Origin of the sequence: Siphonobacter sp. SORGH_AS_0500 (assembly GCF_002838835.1) — a bacterium.
Taxonomy (GTDB): domain Bacteria; phylum Bacteroidota; class Bacteroidia; order Cytophagales; family Spirosomataceae; genus Siphonobacter.
Genome location: NZ_NHPP01000004.1, coordinates 190649 through 211392, shown reverse-complemented (window position 1 = coordinate 211392; position 20744 = coordinate 190649). Strand labels below are relative to the sequence as shown.

Annotated in this window: 13 protein-coding genes; 7 read left to right on the top strand and 6 right to left on the bottom strand. The window is 46.3% G+C overall.

Going from position 1 to position 20744, the window contains the following annotated elements:
* The first annotated feature begins 123 nt into the window (after nucleotides 1–123).
* From BWI96_RS06295 to BWI96_RS06285, 3 genes are all read left to right on the top strand, one after another.
* A complete protein-coding gene (locus BWI96_RS06295; RefSeq protein WP_106635834.1) occupies nucleotides 124–1200 on the top strand; it encodes an AraC family transcriptional regulator in 1077 nt (358 codons plus the stop codon).
* Between the two features lie 160 nt (nucleotides 1201–1360).
* Entirely contained in the window at nucleotides 1361–4237 is a 2877-nt protein-coding gene (locus BWI96_RS06290) for a TonB-dependent receptor (protein ID WP_232793598.1), read from the top strand.
* A 38-nt stretch (nucleotides 4238–4275) separates the two neighbouring features.
* Nucleotides 4276–5103: a tyrosine-protein phosphatase gene (locus tag BWI96_RS06285; RefSeq protein ID WP_106635832.1), complete on the top strand. Its 828-nt coding sequence runs from the start codon at nucleotides 4276–4278 to the stop codon at nucleotides 5101–5103.
* 68 nt (nucleotides 5104–5171) lie between these two features.
* Here BWI96_RS06285 and BWI96_RS06280 read toward each other — a convergent pair whose 3' ends face one another.
* Entirely contained in the window at nucleotides 5172–6083 is a 912-nt protein-coding gene (locus BWI96_RS06280) for a phosphodiester glycosidase family protein (protein ID WP_106635831.1), read from the bottom strand.
* Between the two features lie 180 nt (nucleotides 6084–6263).
* The gene (locus BWI96_RS06275) at nucleotides 6264–8459 is read right to left on the bottom strand and encodes a S9 family peptidase (protein WP_106635830.1); all 2196 of its coding nucleotides are present in this window, start codon (nucleotides 8457–8459) and stop codon (nucleotides 6264–6266) included.
* A 369-nt stretch (nucleotides 8460–8828) separates the two neighbouring features.
* Here BWI96_RS06275 and BWI96_RS06270 point away from each other — a divergent pair, with 369 nt between their 5' ends.
* Together BWI96_RS06270 and BWI96_RS06265 are read left to right on the top strand one after the other, a co-directional pair.
* The gene (locus tag BWI96_RS06270) at nucleotides 8829–11867 is read left to right on the top strand and encodes a sensor histidine kinase (RefSeq protein WP_106635829.1); all 3039 of its coding nucleotides are present in this window, start codon (nucleotides 8829–8831) and stop codon (nucleotides 11865–11867) included.
* A 95-nt stretch (nucleotides 11868–11962) separates the two neighbouring features.
* Nucleotides 11963–12607, top strand: a complete 645-nt coding sequence (locus BWI96_RS06265) for a response regulator transcription factor (RefSeq protein ID WP_106635828.1) — start codon at nucleotides 11963–11965, stop codon at nucleotides 12605–12607.
* Nucleotides 12608–12651: 44 nt separating this feature from the next.
* On the opposite strand, the gene BWI96_RS06260 is transcribed toward BWI96_RS06265, so the two are convergent.
* Nucleotides 12652–13224: a hypothetical protein gene (locus BWI96_RS06260; RefSeq protein ID WP_106635827.1), complete on the bottom strand. Its 573-nt coding sequence runs from the start codon at nucleotides 13222–13224 to the stop codon at nucleotides 12652–12654.
* 366 nt (nucleotides 13225–13590) lie between these two features.
* On the opposite strand from BWI96_RS06260, the gene BWI96_RS06255 reads away from it, so the two are divergent.
* Complete coding sequence (locus tag BWI96_RS06255) at nucleotides 13591–13893, top strand: phage integrase SAM-like domain-containing protein (RefSeq protein WP_106635826.1); 303 nt, start codon at nucleotides 13591–13593, stop codon at nucleotides 13891–13893.
* Between the two features lie 208 nt (nucleotides 13894–14101).
* Here the strand turns inward: BWI96_RS06255 and BWI96_RS06250 are convergent, their stop codons facing one another.
* The 3 genes from BWI96_RS06250 to BWI96_RS06240 all read right to left on the bottom strand — a co-directional run bounded on the left by BWI96_RS06250 (nucleotide 14102) and on the right by BWI96_RS06240 (nucleotide 19804).
* Nucleotides 14102–17599, bottom strand: a complete 3498-nt coding sequence (locus BWI96_RS06250) for a PAS domain-containing protein (RefSeq protein ID WP_106635825.1) — start codon at nucleotides 17597–17599, stop codon at nucleotides 14102–14104.
* A gap of 346 nt (nucleotides 17600–17945) precedes the next feature.
* Nucleotides 17946–18299 carry a DUF2958 domain-containing protein gene (locus BWI96_RS06245; protein WP_106635824.1) on the bottom strand — a complete coding sequence of 118 codons (354 nt, stop codon included), beginning with the start codon at nucleotides 18297–18299 and terminating at the stop codon, nucleotides 17946–17948.
* 272 nt (nucleotides 18300–18571) lie between these two features.
* Entirely contained in the window at nucleotides 18572–19804 is a 1233-nt protein-coding gene (locus BWI96_RS06240) for a hypothetical protein (RefSeq protein ID WP_106635823.1), read from the bottom strand.
* 120 nt (nucleotides 19805–19924) lie between these two features.
* Here BWI96_RS06240 and BWI96_RS06235 point away from each other — a divergent pair, with 120 nt between their 5' ends.
* Nucleotides 19925–20593, top strand: coding sequence for a hypothetical protein (locus BWI96_RS06235; RefSeq protein ID WP_157830237.1), 669 nt, complete (start codon nucleotides 19925–19927; stop codon nucleotides 20591–20593).
* Nucleotides 20594–20744: the final 151 nt, after the last annotated feature.

Here is a 20744-nt window from a genome sequence, read left to right as displayed (position 1 = left end):
GGTACGGTTCGTGCCAGACCTTTTTTTGACTAATCCAGCCTTGGTTATGATAATAATTTCTTAATGAGAACGGCCTCAAGCTGAGAAGGGTATCGCAATATATTTACTGGAAATTCATGCGATATGCTTTCCCTCATTACCACGTTCGCTTTTGCCCAGGCTCTGATTGGTTTGTACGTACTACCCAAGCAAACCATCTTCAATCGTCATTATTTATACCTGAAAACCTTAATTGTTCTCATCAGTATCCACCTGGGCATTAAACTGTTTTTGCTTTCGGTATTGAAAGATCCGTATCTGTTTGGTCGACTTAATAGCTTTACGACCTTTTCCTACGGGCCGCTGCTGTACTTTCAGTATAGGCAGTTTAAGGGTCAAAAGATGTCCCGAATGCACAAGGGTCTGCACCTGATTCCTTTCCTGCTGGCCTTTCTCCTGTACGTGTCCTGTCTCATCGGACAACTTCCCAGCCAAAATCCAGCTCTGTTTCATCAAGTGTTTGAGGTATTTGTTTACCTGTTGATGCTTTCCGTAGCCAGCTATACCGCCTATCTGCTCTGGAAACTTATACCGGATACACACCTACCCTCACACGAACGCAGTCTGTTGTTGCAATGCAGTGCGTTCTTCATGATCTCGGTGTTCATGGGGTATATTACGTCGTTTCTCAATAGCTGGCTGGGTACGCAGTGGGATGCTCATTTTTTCCCTTACCTCGCTTTTGGCTTCATTTGCTGGATCTGCCTGCGGTTCTTTCTGAGACAGCACGCCGCTACACAGATAGGCTTCAAATCAGTAGCGTCTGTTCGTGAGACCTACGAAAAGTCAGGTCTTTCGGAGATGCAACTACAAGCCTATTTCGAAGCTCTGGAACAGTTCATGCGACGGGAAAAACCCTTTCGTAATTCTGAACTTTCTCTGGATGATTTATCCCAGGCTCTGAAAATTTCCCGCCAGCAATTATCACAGGTATTGAATCAGAAAGCCGAGAAAAATTTTTACGCATACGTGAATGATTACCGCGTACAGGAAATGATCGTTTTGTTAAAAAAGCATCCCGGAGAAAAAATTGCGGAGCTTGCTCATCAGGTCGGCTTTCAATCGAAGACTACCCTAAATACCTACTTCAAAAAAGTGACTGGGTACAGTCCCACGCAGTATCAGCAATTTCTGAGTAATCCGGTACAAGAGGCATCCTAAATTTAACAATTCCTTAAAATTCACAAGTTCCTGATTTTCAATAACTCACAGGAACCAAAAGTCCAAGCCGAACGGGCAGGTTCGCCCCGTTCGGCTTGGACTTTTTTCTTTTCGCACGTTCCTAGCTTCGCCGTCGAAACACACATACACCCCTATGAAATTGAAACAACTACTCTTGAGTCTGCTCCTATGCTTCAGCGTATCTGTCACGTTTGGGCAACATTCAGGCTCATTGACGGGACGTATTGAGGACGAAAACGGTCCCTTACCTGGAGCTGCCATTCGTATAAAAGGTACTTCGCAGGGAACCGTAACGGATCAAAGCGGGGCCTTCTGGCTAACGAATATACCTGCGGGTTCCGTTACGCTGACTGCCGGATATATCGGATACAAAACGGTAGAAGTAACCATACAGGCCACGACTGGCGAAGTGGTGGTTCCCATCATTAAACTGACTCCCGAAGGAAAAGCCTTGTCGGATGTCGTCGTTCGGGGGACGATGGCGGCTTCGCAAATCAAGGCGATCAGCATCAAACGAAATTCCCTTGCCATGATGGACGTGATGGCCGCCGATGCCATCGGAAAATTACCCGACCGTAACGCCGCCGAAGCCGTTCAGCGGATGCCTGGGGTGGCGGTTGCTCGCTACCACGGCGAGGCCGATCAGGCTACCGTACGGGGCGTGCCCTTTAGCTGGACATCTACTCTACTCAATGGCACCCGGATGCCGAGTGCCAGCGTGGGTGGTAGCCGAAACGCGGTACTCGATGCCGTTCCTTCCGAGATTATCCAGTACGTACAAGTTGCCAAAGCTCTTACGCCAGACATGGAAGGTGACGCCATTGGCGGTTCGATCAATTTTGTTACACGGGTGGCTCCTGAGTTTCGTAAGCTGAGTGTAAGTGCGGCGGGTGGATATAACCATTTCTCGAAAGACGGGACGTATAACGCCTCCATTACCTACGGTGACCGCTTCCTGAAAGGCAAGCTGGGCGTAATGCTGACGGCGGCCATCTGGGATCGGCAATGGGGAACGGATGAGTACGTGGTTTCTTACAATACGGCTCTATCGGTTCCGCAGCAACGGTATTCGCTCAATAGTTTATTGCTGAAACGATACATGGGCAAACGCCAGACGTATGGCCTTAATGCTGGCCTGGAATACCGTTTCAACGAAAAGCACCGCCTCTTTGGCCGGGCCTTGCATGACAAGTTCAATGATATTCGACCTGTGTACGAATCCTATCTGCTTTTCAATACTAATGAGTATCAGTTGAACTATCGCTACTCGTACTATCAAACGCGAATTGACGGGGGCGAAATCGGCGGCGAACATCAACTGGTTTCGCGTTTGAAACTGGATTGGTCGGCTTCCCATTACGTCAGCGAATACTACATGGATACGCCTCCTACGTTGCCTAAAGATAAACGCGGATTACCCATTGCCACTTTCAAACAGAAACTAACCAAAGGCTTCGGCGGTCTGGCTTCGGATGGAAAACGGTATCTGTCTTTTGATTCTCCCAACGGCGTCGGCGACGATCCTATGCATATTCTTCCCCGTCTCAACGATCCAACCGAGTTAATGAATCCCAATCAACTGACCTTACGCCAGTTAGTGCTGTATCAGTTGGGAACGAAAGAAGCAGATCAGGTAGCTCAGGTTAATGCTAAATACGACCTTTCGTCACGTTTTTCGCTGAAGGTGGGTGGTAAATTCCGTCATAAGTACAAAGAATCGCAAAATGCAGCTCAGGTATACTTACCCAATGCGGCACTGGGTATCCCCGGAGCCGCTCCCCTGGTCTCACTGAGTCAGCTGGAGCGTACGGAATTTCCAGTTCGTCAGAATTTCTTCCAGAATCTGGGCAACGGTTACGATGCGTTAGCCATCAATAGCCTGACGAAAAATCAGTTATTCGATCTTTTCTCCCCTCAGTTTCAGCAGACCAATCAATTCCGGGATGTTACCCCCGTTTCTAATGCCACCGGCCGTTTCAATGGCACCGAAAATGTACTGGCTCTGTATCTGATGGGTGAATGGAACGTTATTCCCAAACTAAAACTGTTTGGCGGCGTGCGTAACGAACATACGGCAGTCGCTCTGAACGGCTCTTCGTACAAACGGGAAACAGTTACAACGAACGGGCAGTCGAAAAGTGTAGAAACGGTAACTCCCACTACGGTAAAGAACAATTACGATGCCTTTTTGCCGATGCTTCACCTCAAGTACACGCCGACGCAGAAATCGGTCATTCGGGCGGCCTTCACGCGTACTTTCATTCGTCCCAACTTCTCGGACCTGAATCCGGGTGAAAACATTAATACTACTACTAATCCGATTACCATTACACGGGGTAATATCAACCTGAAACCCACCTTCGCCAGTAATTTCGATCTGATGGGCGAATATTACTTCGATAATATCGGCTTACTGACGGGTGGTTTGTTCTACAAAAAAATCAAGGATTATAGTTTCAGTAACCAGACGGTAGAAACCTACAACGGCGTACAGGCCTTGGTTACCCAGCCGCAAAATCTGGAAAATGCTTCTTTAAAAGGAATTGAATTGGGTATTCTCCGTCGCTTCAACTTCCTGCCGGGCTTGCTAAGTGGCCTGGGCCTTGAGCTGAACGGTACAGCTATTCAATCGTCATTACGAGTGCCCCGGCGGGTGAATAATGAAACGCAGTACGAAACAACCTCGTTACCCAATCAGTCGAAGTTCCTCTTCAATTCCATTCTGTTCTACGAACGCAAGGGCCTGACCATTCGGCTGGCCGGGAACTTCCGGGGCCGTTCCGTCGAAACGATCAACCAGCAGCTAGGACCCGATTTCTATACCTGGACGGATGATAACTTCACACTCGACGGCTCAGCCGCCTACACGATCAACCCAAAACTCCGGGTATTTGTAGAAGTCAATAACCTCACCAACGAACCTGTTCGCATGTACATGGGCAAACCCGGACGAACCACCAGCACCGAGTGGTATTCGCAACGCGGGCAGGCAGGTATTCGCTGGGACATTTTCTAATCGCCTAATCTGCTTTTTTGACTCCTTTTTTCTTACGTATGAAAAAGACATTCATTCTCCTTGCTTCACTCTTGGTTTCGGGAACCGTTTCTGCTCAGCAAGATACGCTTGTGTATAACGCACGCCGGGCCGTAACTCTGGAGGGTAGCTCGAATTTTCGGGACCTGGGCGGCTATCCTACGCGGGATGGGCGTCGGGTACAATGGGGCCGGATTTATCGCTCGGCAGATATTAGCAAGCTTAGTGATAAGGATCTGAAAACACTGGAAGCCGTGCACCTGGCCGTCGACTGCGATTTGCGGAGCCCCGAAGAAGTGCAGAAGGCTCCCGACCGTATCCCGACGGGTGTGCAATACGTTCATTTGCCCGCGGGTAGCGAACACATACAGATGGCAAAGTTTTACGAGGCGATGCAGAAAAGCACCCGGAAAGATACTTTACTGTTGCAAACGTACCGGAGTACTGAACACCTGAAAGCCAAGTACAAACCGCTGTTCGATCACCTGTTATCGCTGAAAGGGGACGAATCCTTGCTCTTTCACTGCACAGCGGGTAAAGACCGTACGGGTATTGGAGCAGCTTTGATTCTTTCCGCTCTGAACGTAGATCGACAGACGATTTTAAAGGATTATCAGGCAACGAATCAGTTCTGGAAAGCAGACCGGGAACGGATGCTTCAGGGCATGGCACAGCAGGGGCTGAACCCCGAGGCTGCCCGCTCTTTGCTGGATGCGAATCCGGCCTATCTGGAAAGTACCTTTCAGGCCATCGACCAAAAATACGGAAGCATGGATCAGTTTCTGGAGAAAGAAATGGGGCTAACGGCCCGTAGTCGGAAGGCCTTGCAGGATCAGTTTTTGAAGTAATGGATGATCGTTCTGTAACGAAGCGGCCCGGTACCAATAGTACCGGGCCGCTTCGTTAACATGACTGTTTATTTCTTCCGAATATAAATCGCATTACTCACTGGACGTTCACCGAGGTGATCGAACATTTTATTATCCGACGGCATATTCACCACTCCTTTATACGGCTGACCGGAAATCACCATCGTTGAGGAACCGCCCCCGTCGAGGTTTACGGCCCGCTCACAACGCAGTTGTTTCAACAAAAAGGCGAGTTCATGCAAAGACAGCCCTTCTGCCTGGGCATTGCGACCGTCGGCAGTTAATAAAATCAAATGTTTTTCCCTGGTAATACAGGCTGCTGTTCGGGGATGGCGGTTATCATTGAATGCATTCTTCTGCAAGGGCACTGTTTCGCCATCCCACACTAATAAAGGTCCCGTTACCATGACGTTAGGGGCACTCAATTTTTTGTCCCAGCCATACTGCCTACCCGGCTCTGACGTAGGTGCTCTCTCGATGGTAACCTTTCGTTTCCGAATGGTAATAGCCGCCTGTTTATGTTCCATTAATGGTTTCCCGGGCGTATAAAAAGTGCTATCCAGCACTACCCCGTCCAGCTTGATCTGATCTTCTGAACCCTTCTGTTTTACGAAAAAGAACGTCCCATTGACGGCGGCCACTGCTCCGGCTTTCGTCAGTAAATCACTCGTCGGAATCAACTTCCGCACGGAATCACCGGGCGTATCTGCGGATACGAAACCGAAACTAACTCGTCGATTTTTCAGCTTCGTATCCAGAATATTGATGTTCTGGTTGGAATGGAATAACTCTTTCTCTTTCAGATGAGCCTGTTTCCAGGTAACTCCGGGAGCCACATCCAGAAAATTCCAGGTAGCTTTGAGTAAGGCCACAGAATCAGCGGAGAAAGGATGCTGAGCCATTGCCGGCGGTAAGGTCAGCATGATCCAACATAGAATGAGAATTGAGGTAGATTTCATGGCAGTACTAGCTAGTGATGTCCATAAGTAACTCAAAAAAGGACAGGATTCCTATCAAACAAACAATCTCCCGGAAGATAACTCACGGGAGATGGTAGTAAGGGTGGTCCGTCGATCGATGGATAGTCAACGTTTTACAACCGAACCGTCTATTATCAACTACTTACAAGAACATCCTGCTTATTTGGCTCCGATGTAACGTTCGAAGAATTCATAAATCCGCAGCATTCGGTCGATGCGTTGACGAACGTTACCCGAACGGCTCAGTTCGTGCGTGGCTCCGGGCATGCGTACGTATTCAACGTCCTTACCCATGATCTTCATGGATTTATACATCATCTCGGATTGAATAACACCCGTGCGTAAATCGTTTTCGCCGTGTTTAATTAACAATGGCGTGCGAATCTGATCGACGAAGGTATAAGGTGAGTTAGCCTCCAAAACTCGATCCTTTTTATCCAACCAGGGGTACTGGAAATAGTTGGGAACCAACCGCCAGGCATTGCCTTCGCCCAGGAAGGTCGTTAAATCATAAACGCCCCGCTGCGAAAAAGCAGCCTTAAACCGATGATCGTGACCGACGATCCAGGCCGTTAGGTAACCGGCATAACTACCGCCCGTAATGACCTGACGAGAGGTATCCGCCCAGGATTCTTTCGCGGCTTCGGTAGCGGCTCTTAACACGTCAGAAGCGGGACCTGTGCCCCAGTCTTTAATATTTCCCCGTTGAAAATCAATGCCGTAACCGCCCGAACCGCGAGGATTGGCGTAAACGACTCCATATCCTTGGGAACAAAAGAACTGAAACTCATGCCACATACTGGCTTCACCAGGGCCCCACATGGCCGTCGGGCCGCCGTGCATGTTCAGTAATAAAGGATATTTTTTACCCGCCTGAAGCTGGGCTGGTTTCATAATCCAGTATTCTATAGTCTGGCCTTTTTCGTTCTGGAAGGTACGTTTTTCAGGAATACTGATGGCCTTCTTTGAAACCCAGTCATTCAGGTTCGTTAATTTCTGAGCGGATTGTACGGCTTTCTTCAACTCGGCTGTTGACCATTCCGTAGCCTTTCCTTTTTTAGCGGTTCCGGCTACTGAAGTCCAGTAGACTTCGTTAGGTGCCGTTACCTGCGTTTTAACGAAAATGAGTTTATCTCCTTTCAGGTCAAAATCCAGAATGCCTGAATCAAAATCGGATAAGGTTTCAACTTGATTCGTAGCTGCATTAATGCGGTATAAAGGTTCGCCACCGTTGGAAGCCGCCGTGAAGTAAACGTATTTCGAATCATTAGACCAAACAAAACCCGAAGCCGCCCGGTCGAAGGAAATAGGCGTAGGTTTGGCCTCACCCGTAGTATTAATAATGTTAACCTGAGCAAGGTTAACGCCTTCAGCGGGCGAAGTCAACACGATCATTTTCTTGCCATCCTTAGAAATCGACGAAGCCATGGCCCGCTGATTTTGGGGTACGAAGAAATCCTTTTGTTCGCCCGTTTCTGGTGAAATCTGAATGATCTTGCTGGTTTGTTCCCGATCCGGGTGAATCGCAGCTTGCTGACCCGTTGTCGCAAACAGTACTTTCCCATCCGTACTCCAACCCGCGGGCTGAACGGATTTAAAGCCCGTTGTTAATACCTTCGGCTGGGCTCCTTCCTTCAATTCAACCAAACAAATGTGACTAAATGTTAACTCCGGTTGCGTGGTAGCCTCACCCTGGAAGTTCAGTCGGTTGATAACCTTGGCTTTTTTATCCACTACATCCTGATCCAGAAAAGCCCGGATTTCAGCAATGGAACCGTCGGGGTTAGGCTTTACTTTCGAATCGGGTTTCAGGAAATTATTATCCCGAAAGCCGGGTTTTTCGAAGGCCCACTGAGGCACCGTTTTAGTCGGGTTGAATAAACTGTCTTTTAGTAATTCATTCAAACCTAAACTAACCGAGAAAGCTATTTTAGAATGATCGGGCGAGAGATAAGCGGCTCCAATGCCATACTTCCAGTTGGTTAACTGCTTGGGTTCTCCCCCATCGAGCGATAATTGAAATAACTGCAACTTCCCTTTCACCGGACGCATGAATAGCAACGTCTTTTCATCCTTCCAGATGCCGCGACCTACACTTTCTTCCCCCTGCGTTAGCTGACGGGCAGGATTTTTAAAATCCGTAATCCATAAATGAGTGCGGTAGTTATACTCCCACTTTTTCTCATCATCGGCCTGAGTGGTCTGCACCGCATAAATGGCCTTGGAGCCATCGGGCGAAAGAGCTACGCCAGAAGCAGCCTTCAGACGGGTCAGGTCCGTTACGGTAATTTTTTCGTTTTGGCTCCAGCTCAGGTACGGCAGAACCGTGAGGACTAATAAAAATCTAAACTTCATAGAGAGAAGAAGCGTTTTCAGGTAAGACCGACTGTTTTAGTCAGTTTCGCAATGGTTTTTCAATTGCTAAAAGTACGGAAGAAAAGCGGCTCCCTGTGCCTCAATAGATCAGATTGGGGGGGATGACTTCAAATGAGAAGATTTTGGCTACTATTCCTGATTTTTAAGTCTTACTTTTGAATTCGCTTAAAAACTAAAAAACAGCTCCGCAAGACAGAACTGTTTTTTCCCTTAACCAAAACTTTGTAAAAATTCTACGGGTCAAAATTATGTCAATTCTTCAAGCTATCGTATCCCACATTTAGGGGGATATATAGAAAAAAACGAGGGGATTTACCTGGGTAAAGCGGGTAAATCGTGCCGAAATACATGCGAAAGTTACTAGTAAGCCTGTTCTTATTATGGATCTGTGGAACCGGGTTAGCCCAGCCTAAGCCGGTTTTGCTGGATCAGTATTCGGTCAATGAGGGGCTGTCCCAGAGCGAGGTAACCTGCCTGCTGAAAGATCAGCGTGGGTATGTCTGGCTGGGTACTCAAAACGGCTTGAATCGCTTCGATGGGCACCAGTTTGTGCATTACCATCATCAGCCTTTTCAGGCTCATAGTCTTTCCAATGATTACATTCTTTCTTTGGCAGAAAGCCGTCAGCAGATCTGGATTGGCACTCGTCAGGGTTTGAACCGTCTGGACCTGGCCACTGGACTTTTCACCCGTATTGGCGAAACGGATCTCTCCTATAAAATTACCGCCAAGGCATTAGCCGTAGATGCACAGGGTTTTATCTGGGTCGGCACAACCAATGGGCTTTTCCGGGTATCTCCTAACGTGGGGCAGGATTTTGATTTCAATCATCTGCTCCACACCTCCAATTACGTATTAAAAGATCGCTCGATTCAGGCCCTGAAGGTGGACAGCGATGGTTTTTTATGGGTAGCTACGAATCGCGGACTTTATCGAATTTCTCCGGAAATTAATCATAGAAGATCCGTAACTCTCTGGAAATCGTGGGGTACCCATGTGTACGCCATTACACAAGATCACCGGAAACAACTCTGGGTGGGAACGGATCAAGGACTCAACCGTGTGGATCGTCAGTTGCCCCATCGCACCACCTTAGCATGGGTTTCTCAGAAACCCGTCCTGGCTTTACTGGCCAGCCATCAGAACCAGCTTTGGGTAACGGTAGCGAACGAAGGCGTGTATCGGTTTGATCTGCGTAACCCGCTTGAATTACCCCTCCTCTCCCAATGGATCGTTGATGACAGAACTCGAAAGGGACTCAAGAGCAACCGGGTTACCTGCCTCTTTGAAGGTCCCGATCCGAAAGAAGATGTGGTATGGATGGGGACTCGGGATGCGGGCGTACAGGCCTTCAGTCAATCAAAAAATAACTTTCAGCATTGGGAATCCTTCATTTCTCCCGCCTCTTCCCTACAGTTATTCTTATCTGTTTATACGGATAAATACCAGCAACTGTGGATGGGCAGTTATCATGGACTTTATCGCATCAACCGAAATACGCTGGAAGCCAAGTCTTACCCCGATGCCGGATTGGGCGGGGCGATTCATGCGTTTCGGGAAGACCATCAGGGTAACCTCTGGATGGGCGGGGAAGAAGGTTTATGGCGTTACAACCGCTCGGCGGATCGTTTTGAATCCGTTTCTTTAGGGCATGAAAATGTTCAGGTCAAGTGCTTGTTTGAGGATCGGCAACGGAACCTCTGGATTGGAACGGATAAAGGAGTCTTTAAACGCAACCAGAACGGCGTACTCCATCGCTTTCATTTTCATTACGACGGACCCGTTTCAACCGTTGAAGCAATTCATGAGCAATCAGATGGCTCCATTTGGGTGGGAACGCTGGGCGGTCTTTTTAAAATGGACCCCCGCGGCACGATCAGCTCTTTTTATAACAAAACCGACGATGCTCATTCCTTGCTTAGCAATGAGATTTATGACTTGCACGCCTGCCGCAACGGGCAATTCTGGATCGCCAGCAGCAAAGGCCTGAGTCGGCTTTACTTTGAGGGAGACCGGGCTCGTTTTGAGCACTTTACCGAAGAACAGGGCTTGCCTAACAACGTGGTTTATGGGTTACTGGAAGATCCCCAGGGCCGTTTGTGGATGAGCACCAATAAAGGAATCTCCCGCTTCGATCCACGCACGAAAGCCTTTCGGAATTACGCTAGTTCGGATGGCTTACTCTCCAATGAATTCAACGTAGGAGCGTTTCATCAGAGCGATGACGGAGAGTTTTTCTTCGGAGGAATTGGTATCTTAATCAGTTTTCATCCCTGGCAGTTAAGAGAAAGTCAGTTTCTGCCACCCATTGTGCTGACGACTTTCCGAAAATTCGAAAAGTCATTTGCTTTCGACAGTCTTCTGGCTGCCGATAAAAAGCTGAATATCAATTACAACGAAAACTTTATTTCCTTCGTTTATACGGCCCTTGATTATAAAGATCCACAGAAAAATCAGTATGCCTATAAACTCGAAGGCTTTCAGGATGACTGGAATTACAGCGGTCAGCGACGTTACCTCAGCTTTTCCAACCTGAATCCCGGAGACTATGTATTAAAGGTAAAGGCCTCCAATGCCGATGGGGTCTGGAACGAACAAAAATTGCTGGAAATTCCGATTACCGTTATTCCCCCCTTCTGGCAACGCTGGTGGTTTTATATTTCCTGTGCCCTTGTAGCAGCAGTGGCTACCTGGCTGTTTTATACCTATCGTTTAAGAAATCAGGTGGCTCGGTTACTGGAACTGGAAAAGGTAAAGCTGGCTGAAAATGAACGCGTGCGAAAACTGGCGGCTCAGGATCTGCACGATGAATTTGGCAATACGATTACCCGCATTTCGATGTTGACCGAAATCATTAAAACCAAACTTCCCGAGCATTCAGATAACGTATTACCCCTTCTTACCAAGATCAGCGATAATGCGAACCGGATGTATCAGGGAACTAAAGATTTCATCTGGGCGATTAATCCTGATCACGATAACCTTTATGAAATTGCCATTCGTCTGAAAGACTTCGGGGATGACGTTCTTGACAAGACGGGCATTCGCTTTGATATTGAAGGGTTAACCGAAAGTCTGAAAGATTTTTCTTTACCCATGGGAGTTAGCCGACACGTAATCTTTCTTTTCAAGGAAGCCATTAGCAATACGCTAAAACACGCCCAGGCCACCGAAACCAGACTGATTTTTAAGCAGGAAAATAACCGGGCTACTATTCAGTGGATTGACAATGGGAAAGGCTTCGAGTCCAGTAAGCGAATGACTGGAAATGGCTTGCTGAACATGGAAAGTCGTGCCCGAAAATTTAATGGCACCCTACAGGTGATCAGTGCATCGGAGGCGGGAACAAGCATTACCCTGTCTCTTCCGGCACCCGCTAAAAAGTAAAACTCTTTCCGCTTAATAAGTCATTTCTCCGATTATACCATTAAACATGTATTACCGGAAAACTATGCTTTATCTTTAGTATCTTTTTAAAAGCCATGAATAGTACTTTATCTGCTCCTCAAACGATTAATGTATGTATTGTTGAAGACGACTCCGTCATTCGTGAAGGATTTGCTCTGTTAATCAATAGTACCTCTGGATTTCGAACTGTCCAGACCTATTCCAGCTGTGAAGATGCTCTTCTGCACTTGCAACAGGATAATCCCGATGTCGTATTAATGGACATTGAATTACCCGGTATGACCGGCATTGAAGGCATTACCAAAATCAAGAAAATCCGACCCCAGACGAATATTATTGTCATTACCGTCTACGAAAACGATGATCTGGTATTCAAGGCTTTATGTGCGGGTGCAGGTGGTTACCTGACTAAAAACATGCCTCCAAGCCGATTACTGGATGCCATTCAGGAGATTCAGAATGGCGGTGCTCCTATGAGTACGAACGTAGCCCGAATGGTGGTGCAATCCTTCCAGAAAAATCGAAATTCGCCGCTTACTTCCCGGGAAACGGAAGTGCTGGAATTACTGGCCAAGGGCAAAAGCTATTCGACTATAGCGGATGAACTTTTTGTAGATAAAGAAACCATCCGCACGCATATCAAGAATATTTACTGGAAACTCGAAGTACATTCCAAAGCCGAGGCTATCGAGAAAGCCACAAAAGAGCGTTTGATTTGATTATAAAAAAGCCGTATAACGATTGAGGTTATACGGCTTTTCTTTTACCCTATTCTTCGCTGAATCAGTCGATTGACGCCTTCGTAAAAAATCTTCGGCTTTAAAGTACGCCAGTTAGGAATTTCTTCCAGCGTACCGCCGTAGTTGATGTAATAATCCAAGTGATACTTGGTAAATTCTTCCTGAACGAAATCGCGAAAATTAAGAGCGACAATCCAGCCGTCCTCTACTTCTTCAAACCATTCGGCGTAATAATCGTCGTCATTACTTCCGTGGAAATTAAAGACGTTTTCACCAATTAAGATGAATTTATTAATTCCTTCTGAAAGTAAGGGGTCAATGACGTTACGTTTGAAGAACATAATATCATTATGCAAGGTATCATTCCACTCGCCCAGTAACTCAATCACCGTGAAGTTTAATTCATAGTCAGCGAAAAGAATCTTACAATAGAGCGTCTCAGAACCGATTTCATCCCAATTAGGGTGGATGTAATAGTCATAAACCGTGTTCTCATATTGCTGATAATTGTACTCCCGGTTATGGAAAGGCGATTGTGGATCATCCGCAGCTACATAATATTTCTCCCATCCGTAAAAAGGCTCGATATCCTGCATGATCTGGTTTCTTATGGTTTGATATGAATCATTATAAACTGTCAATCAGTTCATTACAAAAATTATTATTCCGCATAAATTCATAAAAATCGGAATTTGTTATACCAAATCCTGTTGACTGATTGCTTTACTTTAGGTCAAAACTTGAAAGAATCGGAAGCCAAAGCTGAAAAGGTTAAAAATCCCATCCTAATTTGGCTCGTTTGAATAACCTCATTTCAAAGCGGAGTGGAAAGTCGAAGCCCATGATAAAATATTGCAACTCGCTTCCCAGCAAAAACTCATTTCGCATCAAGTGGCCCGCACTCACATTCGGCCCCAAAACAGGTTCTTCATTTTAATCCAGCCGACCTCTTTATTGATCACTTGCGTAAGCAAGGTAAATATAACCGTGTCAATACAGACATCCCTTACATCAATGATTTTCTAAATAATGCGGATATCTCGTTTCAGGAAATAACTGTTCCATTACTCGAACGATACCGAACCTATGTAAAAAGTAAACGTAAGGTAAGTGACTGCACTATTGTTAATCACCTGATTATCATTCGTATACTTCATAACAAAGCCATTGCAGCAGGGCTTGTGGATTATAAACATTATCCGTTTGGCAAAGAGAAAATCAATATGAAGTTTTCAGAGTCCTCGGGCTTACGGTCAACGAAGTGAAGATCTTAGAAGCCCTGGATGCTGTTTTAGATCTATAGTAAAGGAGCCAGATAGTTATTGAGCCTATACGGCAGAGCCACTAGCGTATACATTTTCTAAAGAATTGCTTATAAAAGGAAGTAAGATGACTATCTAGATACCAAGAAAAGCTCTTGTATAGGCTTCGCTTCCTTTTATAGAATGGATGTAATGTTTGCCTGGTAATGACTCAGGAATGGTTAGAGGGAAGTGGAAGCCACTGAGTAAAGGCTTTTTCTAAAACTACCCGGGCAATCGGTTTGGTCAGATAGTCATCCATTCCGGCGGCCAGACACCTGTCTCTTTCTCCGGCTAGGGTGCCCGCCGTTAACGCTAAAATAGGAATCCGACCCTTCTTCTCTTTCGCCCGGATGGCCTGAGTAGCTTCGTACCCATTCATTTCAGGCATTTGAATATCCATTAAAATAAGATCTGGCTGATAACGAAGGTAGGCTTCAAGTCCCTGCTTGCCGTCGTGAGCCTCATAAATGGTTAAATCAGGCCGTAGGGAAGCAATGAGCTTATGGGCCAGCAAACGATTAACGGCATTGTCTTCTACTACCAGCACCGAACGGGTTTTCGCTTCCTGGACCACGGCACTAGAAGCATGGTTTCCAGACTCGGCGGTAGTGGGCTCCGCCTCACTAGTTCTGAGATCCATGAGACTAGATAAAGCCTGATAAAGCTGCTGGATTTTAACGGGCTTAATTAGTCGATGGGTTATGTCTAATTGCTGACAGGCTTTTTCTACGGCTTCATCTTCCGAGGAAGTATAGAGCAATATTACAGGCTGATGCTGACTATCGTGGGCATGGATTCTACGCAAACTACTTAAAGTCTCAATGCCGTTTAAATACGGCATGTGGTAGTCCATGATGATGATATCAAAAGTTTCTTTTGCTACCAACTCCAAGGCTTGCATGCCATTGGAAGCAGATTGAGTAGGAATATGCTCCAAGGCCAACATCCGCTCTAGGATCAGCCGATTACTCTCATTATCATCGACAATAAGTACTTGCTTAAGGGAGCGTAGCTGCGGCCAGGATGCTTTAGGTTCAGCTTCAACGGGCAGCGTGAGCTCAAAGGAAAAAATGCTGCCTTTGTCTATATCGCTATCTAGCCTGAACTCACTTCCCATCAGACGTAATAAACGACTGGAGATGCTCAAACCTAACCCTGTTCCGCCAAATTTTTTAGTCGTCGAGAGATCCTCTTGCATAAAAGCTTCAAAGATTTTATGCTGATTTTCAAGAGCAATGCCAATGCCCGTATCACGAACCGAAAACTGCAACGTAACTTGATCTTGCTGACTACGAATGACTTCGGTCTTAAGTTCAATTTCGCCTTTGAGCGTAAACTTAACCGCATTGCCTAACAAATTGACCAGGATCTGTCGCAGACGAATGCCATCCACCCATACCCAAGTGGGCACATCTACGTCCAGATTTAGCAGTACTTCCAGTCCTTTTTTATGAGCCTGAGTCGTAATCATGGAAATTGCCTGCTCCGAGAGCTGCCAAAGGTTCGTCTTTTCGGAAGCTAGCTGAAGTTTATCCGCTTCAATTTTAGAAAAATCTAAAATATCATTGATAATATCTAAAAGCGACTGAGCCGATTGCAACACCACTTGCTGATATTGAGTCTGAGTCTCATCCAGACGCGTATTCATTAAAAGTTCAGTAAAGCCAATGACCCCGTTCAAAGGAGTACGGATTTCGTGGCTCATGTTAGCCAGAAACTCCGACTTAGCCTTACTGGCGGCTTCGGCCTGCTGACGGGCTTTGTCGGTTTCTTGCTCCGCCTTCTTACGATCGTCAATATCTTGAAACGTACCATACATTCTGACACATTTCCCTTGGACAAATTCGGCTTCTCCTTGACTGCGTACCCACTTGAGTGTTCCCTTAGCCGTTCGAATTTGAGCTTCTAGATCCCAGGGAGTTCCGTGCTCTAGAGCCGCTTCAACTACTTGACTAATGCGGGCCTGATCCTGAGCACTGGCGTAGAAGTTAATGCCTGCGTCAACATTAGGTACATAGTCCAAAGGCAATTCATGAATTTCTTTGGTAACGGAAGACCAATAAAGCTTCTGGCTAGGGCATAATAATTCCCACCCGCCCACTTTGGCCATTCGGCCCGTATTTTCTAAAAATTCATGGGTCCGAAACAGCTCCATCTGAGCCTTCTTATCCCGAGTGATATCCTGAGTAGAGCCTACCAGTCGCTGACAAACGCCATTTTCAAACTCGGCCTGCCCTTGACTCCGAATCCACTTTAGATTCCCTTGAGCCGTGCGTATTTCTCCTTCAAAATGCCAGGGCGTTCCTTTTTTAATGGACTCTCTAAGAAGGGTTATTGCATTCGCTCGCACCGCTTTGTCAGTGAACGCATCCAAAGCGGCATCCGCACTCAGGAATGTAGAAGTATCTTCCTCGTAGATGGCCCGGGCTACGGCCGAACGATTGACTTGTCCGGTAGCCACGATGTATTCCCAGCCGCCCACCCGGGCAATTTCAGCCGTTTGCTCGAGCAGTTGCCGGGTTCGAAGCAGTTCTGCTTCGGCCTTTTTACGTTCCGTAATATCACGGCTGGTAAACACCATTTCGCCCGTCAACTCGTAACGATTAGCCCGGGTTTCCATCCACAGATAATGTCCGTCCCGGTGACGCATGCGGTGTTCTAATTTCCCGTACCCGATCTGGTTGGCTTGTGCTAAGGCTTCAAAAGCCACTGCCCACTCATCAGGATGAAGAAAGGTAGTGATGTTTTGTCCCAGACTTTCCTCTACCTCCAGGCCGTAAATCCGACTCCAAGAAGGCGATAGATAGTTGATGATTCCTTCGGCATTCACAATGGAAAGAATATCACTAGTCGCAGCGAGTAAAACGGATAAATCTGCCTGGTTTTTAAAGCTCTCGGTGATGTCGCGACCCAAACAAAGAATCTCGTTAACCTGATTGCCCGTATCACTCAGGCCAATAAAGGTCCACTCATGCACTTTGAGCTGCCCTAGATCAGACTTTTTGCGAAGAATCACGGTAAAAGGTACTTCGGGTTGAGTAGCACAGGATTCGAAGGCTTGAAGTCCTATAGGTACATCTTCTTCTAAAACAGCTTCAGCAGCTAATGTCCCAATTAATTCTTGTGACGTTTTGCCCAGGGACTTTGCGTAATCTTCACTAACAAAGGTATAAGCTCCTGCTAAATTTGTTCGTGCTACGTAGAGCACCTGACTATTGGTTATGTAGCGATAGAGTAAAGCCTCCCGGCGAGCACTTAGTTCGGCTTCCTTTTCCTTGGTAATATCCTGGTGAGAAACCAGCATACGCACGGGCTGACCCTCAGCATTTCGAACCGCAATACCCCGGCAGCGTACCCAAACAATCGACCCATCTTTGTGAAAGTAGCGAATTACAGGTTCAAAAGCATGGGAAGGGTCTGCCAGATGGGCCTCCAAATCACGGGTTACGGCCTGAACATCATCAGGATGCAATAAGGATACTATGGTTGAGGAAAGGGCTGTAATTTCTTGTGGCGTATAGCCTAGCTTGTCCCAGAAACTAGGACTCATCCACTGATTGTCTGGATTTACTAAATCCCAAGTCCAGATGCCCGCTTCCTGAAAAAAGTTAAAAAAACGTTCATCATTCGTCAGTAATTCAAGGAATTCTTTTTTTAAGTAATGCATATGGCGGTCATACTACGCTCAGAAATAACTAGAATATAGTCAGTAGACTGAGCATTTAACAATTGTAAAACTTAACTAGTTTGCAGGATGACACTTAAATTTTGAGTAGGAAGCAAGTACTATACAATCATCTCTATACACCCCTATTTTTTAATAGGAGTAAGTCCATTTTTTCTCTCACACTTTTGCCCTATTACCCCCTACCCTTCCTTGATGCTTCCAATCCAATAGAGCTTCCCTTCGAAATTCAAGCAATGACGAATAATGCTGAAGCGTTGAACTCACCGATCTGGCTTAGGCAATTGCTTGCCTGATAAACGCATCAGACCATCAACGGCTGCCCGTTTCAGCATATTAGGATCTTCGGTAATCCGACCGCCAGACGAGCCGCTTCCGTGTAAACAGACAAAGGGTATTCAGACTTAAAATGTGTATCGATTTCAATAGCTAGCATTCCCAAATTGGTGACGCTTTCTATTTCCGAGATAGATACATAGCCTAATTCAGGGGAACCCAACCCCAAATCATATAACCCAAATGCGGAGTCCCTGGGGTTAAGTTCTGTTAAAATCCAGGTAGCTCTTCCAAAACGCGTAAGGAGCTGGATCATAGGTATACGATCCACGTCATTACCATCTAAATGATCCTGACTATTGATAAGCATTTGTTCTTTTAAATCCTTTGAAAGAAGTTCAGACATCCTCCGCCTACTAGAATTCAAAACGTTGAACGTACACCGTTAGAAAATGAACGGAAGGTATATTTCAAGAATGCTACAAGGATAACAAGCCTTCAAAAAAATCAAGGTAGTTAAACCGCATCGCTTGTGAGCTTTATGCTGATCCTACGTTTTACCTGTGGGGAGAGTACATTACAAGTGCTCCATTGGCCCTCCCCTATGCCCTTGTATCTATACCCTAGCTGTCTTTTATCGTTACCTTGTCAGTCTGGCATCCTCCCACGTTCCATACATTACCTAACCTGTAGGGTTGGGCTTTTGAGCTTGAAATCCCTGACTATCCCCGAGCCTTTGAATGCAATCCGCACCCCAACGATGCGGCCAATGCCTTTGGAAAACTTCCCTTTGAAGGCCAATTTCTCGTTTAGGCTGATCGTTAGCACTCCGGCGGAGGCCATGCACTTTAACTGGACAGCCTTAGTGAAATCAACGCCAAAACTTGAAAGGTTATGAGTATTCCCGGCAATCTCCTCTTCGCCCAGTCTGAGTAGCAGGTCTCCTACGCACCCTGGAGCGGATAAGGGTATCTCGATAACGCCTCCTGTTCCGAGCAGCATTACACTGGCCTGTCGGCACGGAGCACTCACCTGAGTAAACGTATTTTGCAACGCCATGGTCAGTTCAAAATTTTCCGATGCGATGCCCATGTCCTTATCCACTCGCGTGAGCACAAAAGTGGGGACCTCCTGATTGTAATCCTTGGAATCCATGATCAAGTCCGCTTCTTCGAGGCCCAGCCCACCCGCTTTGAAGTACAATTCCCGGGGCAGGTAGATTGGCATCGGGTCTTTGTCGAGCACGCCGATCCAGTCTGATTCGATAAAAAGGTCGTGTTCTTTGACGACTGAATCATTCAATACCAGCTTAGCACGGTAATATCCCGGTAAGTAATAGGTGCTGGCGTACTCATGTTTGTGCTTATCAACCTTAAACCTGCGTCTTTCATCCCAGCTTTGCTGAATGAAAACGCTGTCTGCATTAGAGTCACTGGCATCATATTCAAATAAGACGGTGTTGGGTACACCTTGAGTTACGGGCTGGCTTGAAAAGCGGATATGGCGATAGCTCAAGGTTCTGCCGGATTGCTTTTGCAGGACAAAACCAATCAGTGCTAATGCAACAACAGCAGCGACAACCAGGAGCGTAATTCTATAGCCTCTCTTTTTACGTTCCTTAGGCTTTGGATCAGTTTTTTCTTCCTGGGCAGAACAAAAGGACCTCCAATTAGGAAAATCTACAAACTGGGCCAGGGCATCCAAGGTGGCCAGGTTCGGTGTGCTGTTGTATTTGACTTTCCCCCAGATCCGCTTTAGCGTGCTTGGACTCAGCAGTACACCCGTTTTTTTAAAGATCTCTTCACTTAAGGTTTCGAAGTCCTGCGATTGCCAGTCAGTGCTTTTCCGCCAACCGATCTTGCTTTCGACAAGTGTCCGGTATTTTAATATAAAAATCTGAATATCAGTCATTGTAGTACCCTGTTCAAACTTGAATAGATTTGAACACGCTTTGAATGTAAGCTTTGAACCTTTTCACTTTCCTTTGAACGACAATGATAATCACACCAAGTTTAACAACAAATGCTTACGATGAACCGATTTAGTAAAGGAGTAACGGGTCTGATACTGATGTGTTATGCTTTCAGTGCTTTGGGCCAAAAGGCCACTCGGGTACCTTTGGAAAAAGAGAATCTGTATCCGGTAAACCGAGAAATACAACTTGCTTTTGATAAGCATAAAGGTAGCCTAGTGCAGGTCAATGCTTTGAACAACCCAGGAGTAGTCTGGATCAATAACCTGAATTTTAAGAGTGGCAGTATTGAATTCGACGTGAAAGGAAGGGATGTTCTACAGAAAAGTTTTGTAGGCATTGCTTTTCATGGTAGGGATGACCACAGCTATGAAGCAGTTTATTTCAGGCCCTTTAATTTCAATGCGAAAGATAGTGTGAGAAAATCACACGCGGTGCAGTATATGGCCTTACCGAATAATGACTGGCCCTATTTAAGGAAAACTTTTCCCGGAAAATACGAGGCCCCGGTAAAGTCCTTTGTCGATCCTGATGCCTGGTTTCATGTGAAGGTAGAGGTAACCGACCAACTCATCCAAGTTTTCATGAACGGGGATGAGTCACCCATGCTCAAAATTTCGCCACTGGAAAAATCCTTTAACGGCAAAGTAGGCTTTTGGGTGGGCCATGAATCAAACGGGACTTTCTCAAATCTAGTAATCACTGGCAGCCAATGGGTTAAAAAATAAAAGGATGAAGGCTTACGGCTCCGTGCTCTTTTAGCAGGTTCATTGTAAAGTCATCATGTGATCAAGGCTCCTTGTGCAACGGGTGTTGCACAAGGAGCCTTGATGAGGCGTATGGCGTAATTAGTGAGAGACATTTATTTCATGCTCATTA